This window comes from Enterobacter cloacae complex sp. P1B (genome assembly GCF_014982345.1).
Taxonomy (GTDB): domain Bacteria; phylum Pseudomonadota; class Gammaproteobacteria; order Enterobacterales; family Enterobacteriaceae; genus Enterobacter; species Enterobacter bugandensis.
Map to the genome: position 1 here is coordinate 368,314 of NZ_JADCLF010000008.1, position 16,671 is coordinate 384,984.

At 55.3% G+C, this 16,671-nt stretch carries 17 protein-coding genes; 9 read left to right on the top strand and 8 right to left on the bottom strand.

Annotated elements, in window-relative coordinates; all coding sequences use genetic code 11:
- Positions 1-288 precede the first annotated feature (288 nt).
- The 3 genes from mglB to mglC all read left to right on the top strand — a co-directional run bounded on the left by mglB (position 289) and on the right by mglC (position 3,913).
- Positions 289-1,287, top strand: a complete 999-nt coding sequence (gene mglB / locus INF77_RS10170) for a galactose/glucose ABC transporter substrate-binding protein MglB (RefSeq protein ID WP_014884564.1) — start codon at positions 289-291, stop codon at positions 1,285-1,287.
- A 79-nt stretch (positions 1,288-1,366) separates the two neighbouring features.
- The gene (gene mglA, locus INF77_RS10175; protein ID WP_028013859.1) at positions 1,367-2,887 is read left to right on the top strand and encodes a galactose/methyl galactoside ABC transporter ATP-binding protein MglA; all 1,521 of its coding nucleotides are present in this window, start codon (positions 1,367-1,369) and stop codon (positions 2,885-2,887) included.
- 15 nt (positions 2,888-2,902) lie between these two features.
- Positions 2,903-3,913, top strand: a complete 1,011-nt coding sequence (gene mglC, locus INF77_RS10180; protein WP_013097952.1) for a galactose/methyl galactoside ABC transporter permease MglC — start codon at positions 2,903-2,905, stop codon at positions 3,911-3,913.
- A gap of 49 nt (positions 3,914-3,962) precedes the next feature.
- Here the strand turns inward: mglC and INF77_RS10185 are convergent, their stop codons facing one another.
- The 6 genes from INF77_RS10185 to INF77_RS10210 all read right to left on the bottom strand — a co-directional run bounded on the left by INF77_RS10185 (position 3,963) and on the right by INF77_RS10210 (position 9,315).
- The gene (locus INF77_RS10185; RefSeq protein ID WP_193532375.1) at positions 3,963-5,351 is read right to left on the bottom strand and encodes a glutamine synthetase family protein; all 1,389 of its coding nucleotides are present in this window, start codon (positions 5,349-5,351) and stop codon (positions 3,963-3,965) included.
- 121 nt (positions 5,352-5,472) lie between these two features.
- The gene (gene sanA / locus INF77_RS10190; protein WP_193532349.1) at positions 5,473-6,192 is read right to left on the bottom strand and encodes an outer membrane permeability protein SanA; all 720 of its coding nucleotides are present in this window, start codon (positions 6,190-6,192) and stop codon (positions 5,473-5,475) included.
- 126 nt (positions 6,193-6,318) lie between these two features.
- Positions 6,319-7,203: a cytidine deaminase gene (cdd, locus tag INF77_RS10195; RefSeq protein ID WP_193532350.1), complete on the bottom strand. Its 885-nt coding sequence runs from the start codon at positions 7,201-7,203 to the stop codon at positions 6,319-6,321.
- 129 nt (positions 7,204-7,332) lie between these two features.
- Positions 7,333-8,028 (bottom strand): CidB/LrgB family autolysis modulator, encoded by a 696-nt coding sequence (locus INF77_RS10200; protein ID WP_193532351.1) that lies wholly within the window; start codon positions 8,026-8,028, stop codon positions 7,333-7,335.
- A complete protein-coding gene (locus tag INF77_RS10205; protein WP_063437087.1) occupies positions 8,025-8,420 on the bottom strand; it encodes a CidA/LrgA family protein in 396 nt (131 codons plus the stop codon). The genes INF77_RS10200 and INF77_RS10205 overlap by 4 nt, the downstream gene beginning before the upstream one ends.
- Positions 8,421-8,610: 190 nt before the next feature.
- Positions 8,611-9,315, bottom strand: a complete 705-nt coding sequence (locus tag INF77_RS10210) for a type 1 glutamine amidotransferase (RefSeq protein WP_193532352.1) — start codon at positions 9,313-9,315, stop codon at positions 8,611-8,613.
- 59 nt (positions 9,316-9,374) lie between these two features.
- On the opposite strand from INF77_RS10210, the gene INF77_RS10215 reads away from it, so the two are divergent.
- From INF77_RS10215 to INF77_RS10230, 4 genes are all read left to right on the top strand, one after another.
- Positions 9,375-10,172, top strand: coding sequence for a helix-turn-helix domain-containing protein (locus INF77_RS10215; protein WP_045259735.1), 798 nt, complete (start codon positions 9,375-9,377; stop codon positions 10,170-10,172).
- Positions 10,173-10,213: 41 nt separating this feature from the next.
- Positions 10,214-11,146, top strand: a complete 933-nt coding sequence (gene dusC, locus INF77_RS10220) for a tRNA dihydrouridine(16) synthase DusC (protein WP_028013851.1) — start codon at positions 10,214-10,216, stop codon at positions 11,144-11,146.
- A gap of 152 nt (positions 11,147-11,298) precedes the next feature.
- Positions 11,299-12,717 carry a multidrug resistance outer membrane protein MdtQ gene (gene mdtQ / locus INF77_RS10225; protein WP_028013850.1) on the top strand — a complete coding sequence of 473 codons (1,419 nt, stop codon included), beginning with the start codon at positions 11,299-11,301 and terminating at the stop codon, positions 12,715-12,717.
- Between the two features lie 50 nt (positions 12,718-12,767).
- Positions 12,768-13,532 carry an SDR family oxidoreductase gene (locus tag INF77_RS10230; protein ID WP_126818211.1) on the top strand — a complete coding sequence of 255 codons (765 nt, stop codon included), beginning with the start codon at positions 12,768-12,770 and terminating at the stop codon, positions 13,530-13,532.
- A 44-nt stretch (positions 13,533-13,576) separates the two neighbouring features.
- Here the strand turns inward: INF77_RS10230 and INF77_RS10235 are convergent, their stop codons facing one another.
- The gene (locus tag INF77_RS10235) at positions 13,577-14,149 is read right to left on the bottom strand and encodes a DedA family protein (protein ID WP_028013848.1); all 573 of its coding nucleotides are present in this window, start codon (positions 14,147-14,149) and stop codon (positions 13,577-13,579) included.
- A 157-nt stretch (positions 14,150-14,306) separates the two neighbouring features.
- Here INF77_RS10235 and INF77_RS10240 point away from each other — a divergent pair, with 157 nt between their 5' ends.
- Both INF77_RS10240 and pbpG read left to right on the top strand, forming a co-directional pair.
- Positions 14,307-14,894, top strand: a complete 588-nt coding sequence (locus INF77_RS10240; protein ID WP_028013847.1) for a Yip1 family protein — start codon at positions 14,307-14,309, stop codon at positions 14,892-14,894.
- 167 nt (positions 14,895-15,061) lie between these two features.
- Complete coding sequence (gene pbpG, locus INF77_RS10245; RefSeq protein WP_028013846.1) at positions 15,062-15,985, top strand: D-alanyl-D-alanine endopeptidase; 924 nt, start codon at positions 15,062-15,064, stop codon at positions 15,983-15,985.
- 93 nt (positions 15,986-16,078) lie between these two features.
- Here pbpG and INF77_RS10250 read toward each other — a convergent pair whose 3' ends face one another.
- Positions 16,079-16,633 (bottom strand): GNAT family N-acetyltransferase, encoded by a 555-nt coding sequence (locus tag INF77_RS10250; protein WP_028013845.1) that lies wholly within the window; start codon positions 16,631-16,633, stop codon positions 16,079-16,081.
- Positions 16,634-16,671 lie beyond the last annotated feature (38 nt).

Here is a 16,671-nt window from a genome sequence, read left to right on the forward strand (position 1 = left end):
CAGGTGATGTAACCGTTTTCAATCTGTGAGTAAATTCACAGTATCTTAACAAGGCGCTGACTATGATGTCAGCGTTTTAGGGGCTGAAACGCTATGTAACGGTGATTATTCGCTTTCACCATAGCCAATGTGCCGCAAACAACGAATAAAACGCATTTCTGGAGCGTTACCGACCACGGAAGATAGAAATTTTATAAGTGAACGTCGGCTGTCAGTAACGTTTTATTAACACCTGCCTGCCGATCGTTATTCACAAGAACTACCCTGCATAAAAAAACCGGAGATACCATGAATAAGAAGGTGTTGACCCTGTCTGCTGTAATGGCAAGCATGCTTTTTGGTGCAGCAGCGCACGCTGCGGATACCCGTATTGGTGTGACCATCTATAAATACGACGACAACTTCATGTCTGTTGTGCGTAAAGCAATTGAGAAAGATGCGAAAGCAGCGCCAGACGTACAGCTGCTGATGAATGACTCCCAGAACGACCAGTCCAAACAGAACGATCAGATCGACGTTCTGCTGGCTAAAGGCGTTAAGGCCCTGGCGATCAACCTGGTTGACCCGGCTGCAGCAGGCACGGTTATTGAGAAAGCGCGCGGCCAGAACGTGCCAATCGTCTTCTTCAACAAAGAACCTTCCCGTAAAGCGCTGGACAGCTATGACAAAGCGTATTACGTCGGTACTGACTCTAAAGAGTCCGGCATTATTCAGGGCGATCTGATCGCGAAGCACTGGGCGGCGAACCCGAACTGGGACCTGAACAAAGACGGTCAGATCCAGTTCGTGCTGCTGAAAGGCGAGCCTGGCCACCCGGATGCTGAAGCGCGTACCACCTATGTTATCAAAGAGCTGAACGACAAGGGCCTGAAAACCCAGCAGCTGGCGTTAGATACCGCGATGTGGGACACCGCTCAGGCGAAAGATAAGATGGACGCGTGGCTGTCTGGCCCGAACGCGAACAAAATCGAAGTGGTCATTGCCAACAACGATGCGATGGCAATGGGTGCGGTTGAAGCGCTGAAAGCCCACAATAAATCGTCCATCCCGGTATTTGGCGTGGATGCCCTGCCGGAAGCGCTGGCGCTGGTTAAATCTGGCGCAATGGCTGGTACCGTTCTGAACGATGCCAACAACCAGGCGAAAGCGACCTTCGATCTGGCGAAAAACCTCGCCGACGGTAAAGGCGCGGCGGATGGCACCAGCTGGAAAATTGACAACAAAATCGTTCGCGTGCCTTACGTGGGCGTAGACCAGTCCAACCTGGCTGAGTTTATCGGTAAATAAGATCTTTGTTTTGTCTTCACTGGGCGCAATTCGTTGCGCCCTTTTATAACGCGATATGCGAGGCCAACAAGGTATAATTATGGTCAGCACAACTACTCAGTCGTCCGGTGAATACTTGTTGGAAATGACAGGCGTCAACAAGTCCTTCCCCGGTGTTAAGGCACTTGATAATGTTAATTTAAAAGTCCGTCCTCACTCTATTCATGCATTAATGGGGGAGAACGGTGCGGGTAAATCAACGTTATTAAAATGTCTTTTTGGGATCTATCAAAAAGATTCTGGCAGCATTCTTTTTCAGGGGAAAGAGATCGATTTCCATTCAGCGAAAGAAGCGCTGGAAAACGGTATCTCGATGGTTCACCAGGAATTAAACCTGGTACTGCAACGCTCGGTAATGGATAACATGTGGTTGGGACGTTACCCAACTAAAGGTGTGTTTGTCGATCAGGATAAAATGTATCGCGACACCAAAGCGATTTTCGATGAGCTGGATATTGATATCGATCCTCGCGCCCGCGTGGGGACATTATCCGTTTCCCAGATGCAGATGATCGAAATTGCCAAAGCGTTCTCCTATGATGCGAAAATCGTCATCATGGATGAACCTACCTCGTCATTAACGGAAAAAGAGGTTAATCACCTTTTTACCATTATTCGTAAGCTGAAAGAACGCGGCTGCGGCATTGTGTATATCTCGCACAAAATGGAAGAGATCTTCCAGCTGTGCGATGAAATTACCATCCTGCGCGACGGCCAGTGGATTGCCACGCAGCCGCTTGAAGGGCTGGACATGGACAAGATCATCGCCATGATGGTCGGCCGTTCCCTGAACCAGCGCTTCCCGGACAAAGAGAACAAGCCAGGTGAAGTAATCCTCGAAGTGCGCAATCTGACCTCGCTGCGCCAGCCGTCCATCCGCGATGTTTCTTTCGACCTTCACAAAGGCGAAATTCTTGGCATTGCTGGCCTGGTAGGGGCAAAGCGTACCGACATCGTGGAAACCCTGTTTGGCATCCGCGAGAAGGCCGACGGCACCATCACGCTGCACGGGAAGAAAATTAACAACCATAATGCCAACGAAGCCATTAATAACGGTTTTGCGCTGGTGACGGAAGAACGTCGCTCGACCGGTATTTATGCTTATCTGGATATTAACTTTAACTCGTTAATCTCTAATATTCGCAATTACAAAAACAAAGTCGGGCTGCTGGATAACTCCCGCATGAAGAGCGATACCCAGTGGGTAATTGACTCCATGCGCGTGAAAACGCCTGGCCACCGTACCCAAATCGGTTCGCTTTCCGGTGGTAACCAGCAAAAAGTTATTATTGGCCGTTGGTTATTAACCCAGCCAGAAATTCTGATGCTGGATGAACCGACCCGCGGTATTGACGTCGGCGCGAAGTTTGAAATTTATCAGCTGATTGCCGAGCTGGCGAAAAAGAATAAAGGGATCATTATTATTTCTTCCGAAATGCCGGAACTGTTAGGGATCACGGACCGTATTCTGGTTATGAGCAATGGTCTCGTTGCCGGTATTGTTGACACCAAAACGACAACGCAAAACGAAATTTTGCGTCTTGCGTCTTTGCACCTTTAAGATCAGGGGCTCCTCATGAGTGCGTTAAATAAAAAAAGTTTTCTCACTTACCTGAAAGAAGGCGGTATTTACGTTGTTCTTTTAGTCCTGCTGGCCATAATTATTTTCCAGGACCCTACGTTCTTAAGCCTGCTGAACCTGAGTAATATTCTGACCCAGTCCTCCGTGCGTATCATCATTGCGCTGGGCGTGGCGGGCCTTATCGTCACCCAGGGGACGGACCTTTCTGCCGGTCGTCAGGTCGGCCTGGCGGCGGTTATTGCGGCAACCCTGCTGCAGTCGATGGAAAACGCCAACAAGGTGTTCCCGGAGATGGCGACCATGCCGATTTTCGTGGTGATCCTGATTGTCTGCGCCATCGGGGCGGTGATTGGCCTGATCAACGGTATTATCATCGCTTACCTGAACGTGACGCCATTTATCACTACGCTGGGTACGATGATCATCGTTTACGGTATCAACTCCCTGTACTACGACTTTGTGGGCGCGTCGCCGATTTCGGGCTTTGACAGCGGCTTCTCCACCTTCACGCAGGGGTTTATCGCGCTGGGCAGCTTCCGCCTGTCGTACATTACCTTCTATGCGCTGATTGCGGTGGCGTTCGTCTGGATCCTGTGGAACAAAACGCGCTTCGGTAAAAACATCTTCGCTATCGGTGGTAACCCGGAAGCGGCGAAAGTGTCCGGGGTAAACGTTGCCCTGAACCTGCTGATGATTTACGCGCTGTCCGGTGTGTTCTACGCCTTCGGCGGGATGCTGGAAGCAGGTCGTATCGGCTCCGCAACGAACAACCTTGGCTTCATGTACGAGCTGGATGCGATTGCGGCCTGCGTGGTCGGCGGCGTCTCCTTCAGCGGCGGGGTGGGTACCGTGCTCGGCGTGGTCACCGGTGTGATCATCTTTACCGTCATCAACTACGGGTTGACCTACATTGGCGTGAACCCGTACTGGCAGTACATCATCAAGGGCGCCATCATTATCTTCGCGGTGGCGCTGGATTCACTGAAGTACGCCCGTAAGAAGTAATCGTCACTCGCCATACCCGGCCCGCTCACCGAGCGGGCTTTTTTATGGCCTATGCCAGATGGGACTCTTCTTGCGTCACAATGCGCTCAAACCACTCGAGTTCAGAAAGCTTGCAGGCGACCCACTGTTCGGAAAAGGCGTCGCCCAGGCTGTCGGTGAGATACTGACAGCGGGCGAAGGCCTCAATTGCCTCCTGCTGGAACAGCGGGAGTTCCGGATGGTCCTGCTGCGGTTCCGGGAGTTCCCCCTCGTCGATATGTTCCAGCCCGTACAGCATGCCGGTCAGGATTGTGGCCGCCACCAGATACGGATTCGCATCGGCTCCGGCCAGCCGGTACTCGATACGACGGTTGCTCTCTTCCGAGCAGGGAATGCGCAAGGCAGCGGAGCGGGTGTTATAGCCCCACGAGTTAAAAACGGGTTCCGTCAGGTTTTTTCGCAGGCGACGAAACGCGTTGACCCCCGGCGCAAGAATGGCGACGGAGGCGGGCATCAGCGCCAGCTGGCCCGCGATGCACAAGCGCATCATGCTGCTCAGCGCGTTCACCGGCGAGGCAAAAACGTTCTCGCCACGGCTGTTGTTCAGGCTGAAATGGATGTGCAAACCGCTGCCGGAGAGCTGGCTGAAAGGCTTAGCCATAAAGTTAGCCTGAAGACCGTGCTTTTCAGCGACATAGCGGGTCAGGCGGCGCAGGGCCAGCACGTTATCACAGACCTCTACGACGCGCTGGCTGTGCTTCAGGTTTAATTCGTACTGTCCGGACTCGGCTTCCGCTACCACCCCTGACAGCGGGATGCGCTGAAGGTGCGCCAGCTGTTCCAGCTCGTCAAAAAGCGCCGCGTGCGCCGACGAGGTGTCCATGTGAAAACAGCCCTGATTTTGCGGATCGCGATCGCCCTGTCCCGTCAGGTAAAACTCGATTTCCGGGGCAATGACCGGAAAAAGGCCGTGCTGGTGGAAGCGGGCCACGACGTTCTGCAGTATCGCGCGTGGCTCAAGCGGGCAGGGGTTACCGTCGCTGTCCTTCATCGTCAGCAGGATCTGCGCGGTATGCTCCGGATCCTGCGGACAGGGACGCAGAGAACCGGCGACCGGGAGGCACAGCCGGTCGGGTTCATCATACAGCGGGGCGGCGATTTTTCCCTTCTGATCCATGGAGTAAACGGAAAGCGGAAAATAACAGCCTTTTTCCAGACTCAGCATGCTCTCCACCGTGAGGCGCTTGCCGCGCATCGTGCCGTTGATATCGTTCAGGTAAACGTCAACGTGTTTCGTCTGCGGGTAGCGTTCCAGATAGTCGGCAACTTCCACGGCAATATTGTGCTGCAGGGCGTCAATTTTTTCATCCAGCCAGAGACCAGAATTAAGTGCGCCGGGGAGTGATAAACCGGGAAAGTTAAAGTAAGGGCGGAGACTTTTGAGGAAAAACGCATTCATTATCGAGTTCATAGTCATTCTTCAATGAAGCCGTAGCGGCAGTGAACTCAGGTTAAAAGAGCTGGCGTAAAGGGGGGATAAAAAGCGTCAGTGCCGGCGTAAAGAAAGTATAAAGGCAGGCCTACTTTTTCTCTTTTCTCTGCATATCCAGCAGCTGCTCCGGCGTCACCGCCGGGTAACCCTGCGCGTCTTCCGGCACTTCATGCATCGCCGGAATGGGCACCAGAGGGCCTAAAAAGCGCGGTTCGCGTTTGAAGATATAGAGATCGGCCAGGGCACCAAAGCGGGCACCAAACTCGCGGACGCGCACGCTCAGCATATCTTTCGGCGACGGCACCGCGTAGCACTGGGCCTGAATGCCCATGTGCAGGGCGATAAACAGCGCGCGCTCGCAGTGGAAGCGCTGGGTGATGATGATGAAGTCGTTGGTATCGAAGACTTTGCGCGTGCGCACGATGGAGTCCAGGGTGCGGAACCCGGCGTAGTCGAGCACGATATCGGCCGGATCGACGCCCGCGGCAATCAAATCCTTCCGCATCGTCACCGGCTCGTTATAGCTTTGCAGCGCGTTATCGCCGCTCAGCAGCAGGTAGTTTACCTTGCCGCTGTTGTAGGCGTTCAGCGCGCCCTGAATGCGGTAGCGGTAATACTGGTTGATAACCCCGGTGCGGTAATACTTGGCGGTGCCGAGCACCACGCCCACCTGACGGTAGGGGAGATCCTGCAGGTCATCAAAGATGTAGGGGGCCGTTTTCCAGCTCATCCAGCGGTCGAGACCCAGCACGATAAACAGCAGTATGCCGACCAGGACAGACAGGCTGTAAAAAACGCGCTTTAACATGAAGATGGCTCGTTCGTGGATGAAATTTAACTCAGGCTACTTTACCCGCCTGGTTAGCGCAAGAAACAGCGACTCAACTGAGGGGTTTTTCAGCAACGTGGCGGACATTTCTGTCCGCCGGAAGGTTTACGCCAGCAGGACGCGGTCGATCGTCGTGCAGCCTAACGCCTTGAGCGTTGCGGCGGTGGCATCCCACTGAATCAGCGGCGCATCGGCCTTTTCGGCCAGAACGGCACGCTGAATGTCCGGATAATCGTAGCCGTTCAGGCTCAGCAGGTTGAGTGCGCCCTGCAGCGGCGGCAGCGTTGGGTTAAACGCGGCGTTTTCCGCATAGCTGCCGGTGAAGATACGGCCATCGCGGCACTGCAGTGCCACGCCGCTCGGGGAGTTGCTGTACGGAGTGTGGCTCTTGTTCGCCGCGCGTATGGCCGCCTGGTTCAGGTCATCGCCGGACAGGGCGAAACCGTGATCCTGCTCGTCCATCAGCAGGGTTTTGATCTCCAGATCTTTCGGGCCGAAGGCGTCAGGCAGGTAGTCCCCCAGCGTCTGCGGCGCGCGGCCCGGCAGGTTAATGCGCAGCTGCAGCCCGCTGTTCAGCTCGTTCATAAACTGGCGGCAGTGGCCGCATGGGGTGTAGTTTACGGTGATGGCGCTCAGGGCTTTCTCACCGCGCAGCCAGGCGTGGCTGATGGCGCTCTGCTCGGCGTGAACGGTCTGCTGCATGGTTGCGCCGAGGAACTCCATGTTCCCGCCGAAGTACCAGTTTCCGCTGACGCCGCGCGCGATGGCACCGACGTTGAAGTGGGAAAGATCGGCCCGGGCGCAGGCGGCAGCCAGGGGCAGCAGTGCGAAAGCCAGCGCGTCTTCATCCATCCCGGTTGCCTGTTTAAGCACCGTGACCTGCTCCGCCGTCAGCAGGGCGGGGAAATGTGCGTCTGCCAGAACGGGAGCCAGGGCTGACTGCAAATTCTCTGCAAGCTGAGCGAAGGCAGCTTGAAAACGTGGGTGCATGGCGTTTGCCTCATAAAGGTTAATGGATCGGTAGTTTACGGAGCCGCAAGGCCTTTATATGTGATCCACTTCTCATTATGTATGCAACTTATGAAATCAAAATGAAATTTGCGCGACGCATCGCAAATTTTAGCCCATCACCGCCAGAATCAGCGGGAAAATGAACGGGGCGAGCAGGGAGGTGATAATCCCGCAGATCACCAGCGCAAGCGAGCTAAACGCCCCTTCCTGATAGTCCAGCTCCGCGCAGCGGGCGGTACCCAGCGCGTGCGAGGCGGTGCCCATCGACAGCCCGCGCGCTGCTTTGGTGTGAATACGCATCCCGTTCAGCAGAGTGTGGCCAAACACCGCGCCGAGAATACCGACGAAAATCACGCACATCGCGCTGATGGCCGGAATACCGCCGAGGCTGCCGCCTACCGCCATCGCGATAGGCGTGGTCACTGATTTAGGCAGGATAGAGGCGGCAATTTGCGGGGAGGCCCCCATCAACAGCGCCACCGACGTGCCGGTGATCATCGCCACCAGGCTTCCCACAAAACAGATAGTAATGATGGACTTCCACCGTGCGCGGATCTGGTGCAGCTGCTCATATAAAGGAAAGGCAAGCGCGACAACGGCGGGCTGCAGGAGGTCGTTTAAAATTTTGCTGCCTGCAAAGTAACGCTCATAAGGAATGCCGGTGAGCAGCAGGAAGGGAATAATCACCACCATCGCCACCAGCAGGGGGTTCAGCAAGGGCATTTTAAATTGTGCGGCAAGCTTGCGCGCGGCGAAGAATACCAGCAGGGTTAACGGCAGTGACCACCAGATATTAGCCATCATTTTTTTGTTTTCTCCCCGACCACGTTGCGTTCGCCATGTACCAGATGAGAACTCCAGCTCACCACCAGGAAAACCACCAGCGTACTGACCGCGCAGGAAACGACAATCGGGCCGAACTGCGCCTTGAGCAAATCAAAATACTGCATGACGCCCACGCCGATAGGCACGAAAAGCAGCGCCATATAGCGAATGAGGACGAAGCAGCCTGGATTGACCCACTTTGCAGGCAGAATTTGCAGCGCCAGTAAAACGAAGAGGATCAGCATACCGATAATGCTGCCGGGAATGGTGATGGGCAGCAGCGACGCGATGAAAATGCCGGCATACAGGCAGGCGTAAATCAGGACGAATGCGCGCAGATATTGCCAGATAATGTTCAATGGTTTGCTCATGGTGATAGTCCTTGCTGAAACGCATTCATCATACAATTAAACCTAAAAATGTGCCACGGATCACATCATGAATTTTGAGCATACCAGACATTCCGGAATGGAACGTCCGGTATCACCTTACTGGTGCAGGCTACAGTTTAGAGGAAAGGGATTGCGCTGGCGAAGTCACGCGCCAGAGAAGGTATCAGCGTCAGGCGGTCAGTTTATCGAGAAAAGAAAACAGCACCTGGTTCATTTCGCGATAATCATGCGAGCGGAGTTCTTCCGCCGTTTCGACAAAACGGAATTCACCCGCACGGCGGAGGTCATTCTGCGAATGCTCAATCAGCAACTCTACCACCTCCGGCATCAGCTCCATATGGCACTGGAAACCGTAAACCCGTTCGCTGTATTGCACGATCTGGCGGGGACAACCCTCGCTGTAAGCCAGAACCTTAGCCTGCGGCGTCAACCCAGGCATATCGTTATGCCAGTGACCGACGTTCAGCACGCTGCCAAAGTCCTCAAACAGCGGGTTCGCCTTGCCTGCATCTGTGAGCCTGACGGGAAATTTGCCGATCTCTTTTTCCGGACTGTGGCAAAACGCTGCGCCCAGCGCTTCGCCGATAAGCTGTGAGCCCAGACAAACGCCTATCACCGTTTTACCTGCCTCTATCGCGCGGCTGATGAGTGCCTTTTCCGCCTGCGCATCAAACCAGGGGCATTCCTCAAGCGTGGTGGCGGGGGATTGCGGGCCTCCCATGATGATAAGCAGGTCTGTGCCCCCCAGTTCCTCAGGTAAAGGTTCGCCCTGATACACTCTGGTGTAGCTCAGACTGCAGCCGCGACTTTTCCCCCAGATTTCATAGGCGCCTGGCGCCTCGAAATGTTCATGAATAATAAAATGGATGTGCATTGCGTCTCTCTCTGGTTACGTGTACAAGCAGCATCATAAGAGGAAGGGGGGAATGTGAAATGCCAACCGTTATCGATAAAACGCCAATTCACGACGATGCTATCGGATGGTCAAGAGGGGCAATTCGCTATACGCGCGGCGAAGTCGATCCGCCTCACCAGCATTCGCAGGGACAACTTTTGTTTGCCATTAAGGGGGTTATGCTGGTTGAAACCGGCAGCAAACGCTGGGTCATACCGCCGCAGCGCGCGCTGTGGATCCCTCCCTTTCAGGAGCATACCTACAGCGTGTTATCCGCAACGGAGCTTCGCGCGGTCTGGTTTAGCCCGGCACTGATTTCGCAATGCGAACCTTTTAAGCGGAAAGACGAGGTTCACGTGATTATGGCCACAGCGTTGTTCAAAGAGCTGATTGCCGGGCTGTTCAGCGCGGAATACCGGCCGGCAAGCCAGCGCAGCATGGCCGTTTTGCTGCTCGACATCCTCAGCGAGACGCAGCAGATTTCTGCCGAACTGCCGATGCCCGTGGATGAGCGCTTACATCGCGTGGCCTGTGACATCATTGCCAACAATCTCTGGGATCTCTCTCTGGAAAGGCTGGCGGAACGGGCCGCGATGTCTGAACGCACATTTTCACGTGCGTTTATCAACGATACCGGCTTTAGCTTCCGGGCCTGGCGACAGCGCGCAAGGATTTGTGCCTCGCTGGATCTCCTCGCCAACGGATACCCGGTTAAGCAGGTGGCCTGGATGCTGGGGTTTTCCGGCCCGGCGGCATTTGCGGCGGCGTTTCGCGCTATTGTTGGGGCAACGCCGGGTGATTTTCTGCCTGAACAGAAGCGCTTCCCAGCGATATAGAGAGCGGCTACTATAGCGCGTCTTTTTTCACAGGTACTGCTATGCGTGTTTTACTGGCCCCAATGGAAGGCGTGCTCGACTCCCTCGTGCGCGAGCTTCTGACCGAGGTGAACGATTACGATCTCTGCGTAACGGAGTTTTTACGCGTGGTCGATATGTTGCTGCCAGAAAAGTCATTCTATCGTCTCTGCCCTGAACTGCATCGCCAGAGCCGGACCCCTTCCGGCACGCTGGTGCGTATTCAGTTGCTCGGCCAGTATCCTGAGTGGCTGGCGGAAAATGCCGCCCGCGCGGTAGCGCTTGGCTCTTACGGGGTGGATCTCAACTGCGGCTGCCCGTCGAAGCTGGTAAACGGCAGCGGCGGCGGGGCGACGTTGCTGAAAGATCCTGAGCTGATTTACCGCGGCGCGAAAGCCATGCGTGAGGCCGTGCCCTCGCATTTGCCGGTGACGGTTAAGGTGCGCCTGGGGTGGGACAGCGATGCCCGACAGTTTGAAATTGCCGATGCGGTGCAGCAGGCCGGGGCCACCGAGCTGGTGGTGCATGGCCGCACTAAAGAAGACGGCTACAAAGCCGAGCGCATTAACTGGCAGGCGATTGGTGAGATCCGCAAACGACTTACTATTCCGGTGATCGCCAACGGCGAAATCTGGGATTACGAGAGCGCGCAGGCGTGCCTGAAAGCCACCGGCTGCGATGCGGTGATGATTGGCCGCGGCGCGTTGAACGTGCCGAACCTCAGCCGGGTGGTGAAATATAACGAACCGCGGATGCCGTGGGCAGATGTCGTCACGCTGCTGCAAAAATACAGCCGTCTGGAGAAGCAGGGCGACACCGGTTTGTATCACGTCGCGCGAATTAAACAGTGGCTGAGTTATTTACGCAAAGAGTACAGCGAAGCGCTGGGATTATTTCAGGAGATCCGCACGCTGCAAACGTCGGCTGATATTGCGCGAGTTATACAGTCAAAATAAACGGCAATTATATTTAAAAATAAATAATTCACTCGGTGAATATTTTGCCGAGTATGTAAGTGTATGACAATTTGCGGATTGCCACGCGTTACTAAAAAATAGCGCGTCATCAAGCGTAAGTTGCGCCTTTATTTTTTTGAGTGCATGGCGTAATGAAACGTTTTCTTATTTTATCTCTGAGTGCTCCCCTTGTTTTTATGCTGGCTGCCTGCGCACCGGAACATTCCACGGTGTCGCCAATTCAAACGCAAACGACAGCCGCGTCCGTTAATACCCAACTTCGTCATGCGGACTGGCCGAAAAATGAATGGTGGAAAGAATATAACGACCCGCAGTTAAATTCGCTTATTGCCAAAGCCATAGCGGATGCGCCCGATATGCAAATTGCCCGGCAGCGCATTACGCTTGCCGAAGCGCAGGCCAGAGCCGCTATCGCAGCCGATGGCCCACAAATGGATTTTTCAGCGGATGTTGAACGGCAAAAAATGTCGGCAGAGGGGCTGATGGGGCCGTTTGCCCTAACCGACCCGGCGGCGGGCACCACCGGCCCATGGTATACCAACGGCACTTTTGGCCTGACGGCGGGCTGGGATCTCGATCTGTGGGGAAAAAACCGCGCCCGGATTGCAGCGCGTATCGGTAAAGTGAATGCGCAAAAAGCGGAGCTGGAGCAGACCCGTCAGCTGCTTTCAACCAGCGTTGCGCGCCTTTACTGGGCGTGGCAGACCCAGGCCGAAGCAGGGGAAGTTCTTACCCGGATTAAACAGGAGCAGGAAAATATTATCGACGCCGATCGCGAACTGTATCAGCACGGTATTACCTCCTCGGTGGAGGGCGTCGAAACCGATATACACGCCAGTAAGACTAATGAACAGCTGGCCGACGTAAAGGGCAAAATGAAGGCCATTGAAGCGCGTCTGGATGCGCTGACCGGCACCCCGGCGACACACCTTACGCGCCACCCGTTGCCTGCAGCAGAAGCCTCGCTACCGTCGACGCTGGGATATGAACTGCTGGCTCGCCGACCGGATCTGCAGGAGGCGCACTGGTATATCGAAGCCTCCATGAGCGAGGTGGAAGCCGCCAGAGCGGCGTTCTATCCTGACGTGAACCTGATGGCGTTCTTACAGCAGGATGCCCTGCACCTGAGCGATCTGTTCCGCTCTTCAGCCCAGCAGATGGGCGTGACTGCCGGACTGACGCTGCCGATCTTCGACAGCGGCAGGCTGAACGCTAATCTGGATATCGCCCAGGCGCAGAATAACCTCTCGGTCGCGAACTACAACAAAGCGGTGGTGGAGGCGGTCAATCAGGTGGCGCGTACGGCAAGTGAAGTTGAAACCCTGACGGCAAAAAATCGTCACCAGCAGCAGATCGAAAAAGACGCGGCGCGCGTGGTGGCGCTGGCGCAGGCGCGTTTTAGCGCAGGTATTATTGCCGGTTCGCGGGTCAGCGAAGCCAGAATCCCGGCACTGAAAGAGCATCTCGAAGGCGTCATGTTGAAAGGCCAGTATCTCGACGCCACGCTGCAGCTGACGTCAGCGCTGGGCGGCGGCTATCATCATGGCTAAACAGGGCCATTATCTATACTTACCTCTTTGCAGTTTTTCAGGAGGTGAGTATGAACAGAGTAGCGATTGTAACCGCATCGGATTCCGGGATCGGTAAAACCACGGCGCTGATGCTGGCAGAGCGCGGGTTTGATATTGGCGTCACCTGGCATTCGGATGAAAAAGGGGCGCTGGAAACCTGCCGTGAAGTTGAAGCGCGTGGGCAGCGTGCAGAGGCTATCCATCTTGATTTAAGCACGCTCCCGGACGGCGCTGAAGCCATTGAAACGCTCATTGCACGTTTCGGCCGGCTGGACGTGCTGGTTAACAATGCCGGAGCGATGACCAAAGCGCCATTTCTTGAGATGGCGTTTGACGACTGGCGGAACATTTTTACCGTCGACGTGGACGGCGCGTTTCTCTGCTCGCAGATTGCGGCACGGCAGATGGTGAAGCAGGGGGAAGGCGGGCGGATTGTGAACATCACCTCGGTGCATGAGCACACGCCGCTGCCTGATGCCAGCGCTTACACGGCTGCGAAACATGCGCTCGGCGGCTTAACCAAATCGATGGCGATGGAGCTGGTGAAGCACAAGATTCTGGTGAACGCCGTCGCGCCGGGGGCCATTGCCACGCCGATGAACGATATGGACGACAGCGAAGTGAAGGAAGGGGCAATGCCGGAAATCCCGCTGGCAAGGCCGGGCCACACCAAAGAAATCGCCAGCCTGGTGGCGTGGCTGTGTGACAGCGACGCCAGCTATACCACAGGGCAATCGTTTATCGTCGACGGGGGCTTTATGCTGGCGAACCCGCAGTTTAAGCCGGAAGGGTAACAGGTTTCCCCTCTCCCCAAAGGGGTGAGGGGCACCAGGCTGACTCACTCCTCATCCCGCTTCTTCTCTCTGTGCCGCATCCACAGCCTGACCCCAATCACCGCCACAACCACCAGAATCAACCACGCCCAGTGCTTCAGGTGTTGGTCAAGGTTGTGCAGCCACGGGCCAATCACCTCGCCACCCACGTAACCAAGCGTCGTGAAGATCAGCGCCCAGGCTATCGCGCCAACAATATTCAGCGGCAGGAAAATTTTTGGCGGCAGGCGGCTGGCACCAATCAGTATCGGCCCGATGATCCTGAAGCCGTACATAAAGCGGGTGCCTATGACGAACAGATAAGGGTGACGCTGGATCAGGCGCTGCGCGCGGTTGATTTTCTTTTTGTGTTTAACGAAACGCTTGAGCAGCGTCGGGCCAAAGCGCAGCCCCAGGAAGTAGAGCAGCTGATCGCCAATCATGCCGCCCAGCGCGACCGCAGCGACGACCAGCGGAAACTTCAGTAAGCCCTGATGCGCGGCGACGCCGCCCAGCAGCGTGATGGTTTCACCTTCCGCCACGCTGCCGATGACCAGCGCGGCATATCCATATTGTTCAATGAGTGCGTTAATATCCATTACGTAACGGTTATCTCCCTCTGCGTACCTCGTTTAATCATATACCTCATGAATCAACCGCGCGGCAATCAACGGAAATTTCCCACTGTACATAAAATAATCTAAAGCCTGCATTATACTTAAGGTATCGCTGACGGGCCGACAACAAGGGGGCGCTATGAACCATGTCTGGGGACTTTTCTCCCATCCCGATCGTGAAATGCATGTCATCAAAAGTGAGAACGAAACGGTCTCGCATCATTACACCCACCATGTGCTGCTGATGGCCGCGGTGCCGGTAATATGCGCGTTTATTGGCACAACACAAATCGGCTGGAACTTCGGTGACGGTACCGTGGTTCAGCTCTCCTGGTTTACCGGGCTTTATCTGGCCATTCTCTTTTATGGCCTGATGCTGGCAGGGGTGGCGGTCATGGGGCGCGTCATTCACTGGATGGCGCGTAACTACCCACAGCGCCCATCGCTGGCACACTGTATGGTCTTTGCCGGATACGTCGCGACCCCGCTGTTCTTAAGCGGTATTGTTGCGCTCTATCCACTGGTCTGGCTGTGCGCGCTGATCGGTACTGTTGCGCTCTTTTACACCGGTTATCTGCTGTATCTGGGCGTTCCAACCTTCCTGAATATCAATAAAGAAGAGGGCCTGAGCTTCTCCGGTTCCACGCTTGCCATCGGGGTGCTGGTACTGGAGGTGTTACTGGCACTGACGGTTATTCTCTGGGGTTATGGATACCGTCTCTTCTAAGCTCACTGCATTGCTGGCGTAAATGCCAGCAATGCAGCATCTGTTCACGATTATCCGCTGGCGACAAAGCACGGTGACCGCTATGATGCCGAAGCCAGCCTGTGTTTATCCGTCGACACAGGCGGTGTACGTCATTACGTGCGTGAATAATTATCAGAAGTCTCACCATGCTGAAATTTCGTGTCTCCTTACTTAGCCTGGCGCTGCTGCTGGGCGCGTCCGCTGCCGTGCCAGCTGTCGCCAAAACGCCCGCTGTGACCACCGCTGCTGCTCAGCCGCAAATTGCGTCCGGCAGCGCGATGATTGTTGATCTCAATACCAATAAGGTGATTTACGCCAGCCACCCGGACCTGGTGCGCCCAATCGCCTCAATAACCAAATTAATGACCGCGATGGTGGTGCTTGATGCTCGCCTGCCGCTGGACGAAAAGCTGAAAGTGGATATCAGCCACACGCCGGAGATGAAAGGGATCTACTCTCGCGTGCGCCTGAATAGTGAAATCAGCCGTAAAAATATGCTGCTGCTGGCGCTGATGTCGTCCGAAAACCGTGCGGCGGCAAGTCTGGCGCACCACTATCCTGGCGGTTACGATGCCTTTATCCGCGCGATGAACGCCAAAGCCAAAGCGCTGGGGATGAGCAATACTCATTTTGTTGAACCGACGGGTCTGTCGATTAACAACGTCTCCACGGCCCGCGATCTGACGAAACTGCTGATTGCCAGCAAGCAGTACCCGCTGCTCGGCCAGCTCAGCACCACGCGTGAGGACATGGCGACATTCTCGAATCCGTCTTACACGCTGCCGTTTCGCAACACGAACCATCTGGTGTACCGCGAGAACTGGAATATTCAGTTAACCAAAACCGGGTTTACTAATGCGGCAGGCCACTGCCTGGTGATGCGCACCGTGTTTAACGGTAAGCCGGTGGCGCTGGTGGTGATGGATGCCTTCGGGAAATATACCCACTTCGCGGATGCGAGCCGCCTGCGGACCTGGATTGAGACCGGGAAAGTGCAGCCCGTTCCGGCTGCGGCATTGACCTATAAAAAGCAGAAAGCGGAGCAGATGGCGACGGCGCAAAACGACTAATTCCCCTCTGCGCGTTGATGCCCTCACCCCGACCCTCTCCCACGGGAGAGGGAGAAAACACTAAAAACGGTAACCCAGGTTACCGTTTTATGTTTATTCCGGCAGCGTCCAGTCACCGTCGTTGAGCGGGCGCTGCATTATCACCGTATCCCGCCAGTCGCCTTTCTTATACCCCACGCTGCGAAGCTGACCGACAATCTCAAAGCCGTGTTTTTTATGCAGCCGTAACGAGCCGGAATTATTATTGCCATCTCCCACAACGGCAATCATCTGCCGCCACGGGCCCTGCTCGCAGCGCGCGATCAGCGCGTTCATTAATGCGGTGCCAAAACCGCGTCCGGTGATGCTGGCATCCACGTAAATCGACTCTTCCAGGGTATAGCGATAGGCCTGACGCGGTCGGTAAGGGGTGGCGTAACAATAGCCCACCACGATGCCGCGATAGAGCGCGATTAGCCACGGTAAACCGTTCTCGGCCACGCTTTTCATGCGCTGACGCATTTCGTCGATGGTGGGGGGGACTTCTTCGAATGACGCGCGTCCGTGAAGCACATGCCAGGCATAGATGGCGGCGATGGCATGCACATCATCGGGAAGGGCGTCGCGCACTTCCAGTTCGGTTTCGGATAAAACATCAACAGCCGACATGATGCGCCTGCTCCTCGTTATAGAATGACGGAGAAACA

Excerpts from the sequence above, each read along its gene's own strand:
- mglB (WP_014884564.1), top strand. The coding sequence starts at position 289 with ATGAATAAGAAGGTGTTGACCCTGTCTGCTGTAATGGCAAGCATGCTT.
- mglA (WP_028013859.1), top strand. The coding sequence starts at position 1,367 with ATGGTCAGCACAACTACTCAGTCGTCCGGTGAATACTTGTTGGAAATG.
- mglC (WP_013097952.1), top strand. The coding sequence starts at position 2,903 with ATGAGTGCGTTAAATAAAAAAAGTTTTCTCACTTACCTGAAAGAAGGC.
- INF77_RS10185 (WP_193532375.1), bottom strand. The coding sequence starts at position 5,351 with ATGAATGCGTTTTTCCTCAAAAGTCTCCGCCCTTACTTTAACTTTCCC.
- sanA (WP_193532349.1), bottom strand. The coding sequence starts at position 6,192 with ATGTTAAAGCGCGTTTTTTACAGCCTGTCTGTCCTGGTCGGCATACTG.
- cdd (WP_193532350.1), bottom strand. The coding sequence starts at position 7,203 with ATGCACCCACGTTTTCAAGCTGCCTTCGCTCAGCTTGCAGAGAATTTG.
- INF77_RS10200 (WP_193532351.1), bottom strand. The coding sequence starts at position 8,028 with ATGATGGCTAATATCTGGTGGTCACTGCCGTTAACCCTGCTGGTATTC.
- INF77_RS10205 (WP_063437087.1), bottom strand. The coding sequence starts at position 8,420 with ATGAGCAAACCATTGAACATTATCTGGCAATATCTGCGCGCATTCGTC.
- INF77_RS10210 (WP_193532352.1), bottom strand. The coding sequence starts at position 9,315 with ATGCACATCCATTTTATTATTCATGAACATTTCGAGGCGCCAGGCGCC.
- INF77_RS10215 (WP_045259735.1), top strand. The coding sequence starts at position 9,375 with ATGCCAACCGTTATCGATAAAACGCCAATTCACGACGATGCTATCGGA.
- dusC (WP_028013851.1), top strand. The coding sequence starts at position 10,214 with ATGCGTGTTTTACTGGCCCCAATGGAAGGCGTGCTCGACTCCCTCGTG.
- mdtQ (WP_028013850.1), top strand. The coding sequence starts at position 11,299 with ATGAAACGTTTTCTTATTTTATCTCTGAGTGCTCCCCTTGTTTTTATG.
- INF77_RS10230 (WP_126818211.1), top strand. The coding sequence starts at position 12,768 with ATGAACAGAGTAGCGATTGTAACCGCATCGGATTCCGGGATCGGTAAA.
- INF77_RS10235 (WP_028013848.1), bottom strand. The coding sequence starts at position 14,149 with ATGGATATTAACGCACTCATTGAACAATATGGATATGCCGCGCTGGTC.
- INF77_RS10240 (WP_028013847.1), top strand. The coding sequence starts at position 14,307 with ATGAACCATGTCTGGGGACTTTTCTCCCATCCCGATCGTGAAATGCAT.
- pbpG (WP_028013846.1), top strand. The coding sequence starts at position 15,062 with ATGCTGAAATTTCGTGTCTCCTTACTTAGCCTGGCGCTGCTGCTGGGC.
- INF77_RS10250 (WP_028013845.1), bottom strand. The coding sequence starts at position 16,633 with ATGTCGGCTGTTGATGTTTTATCCGAAACCGAACTGGAAGTGCGCGAC.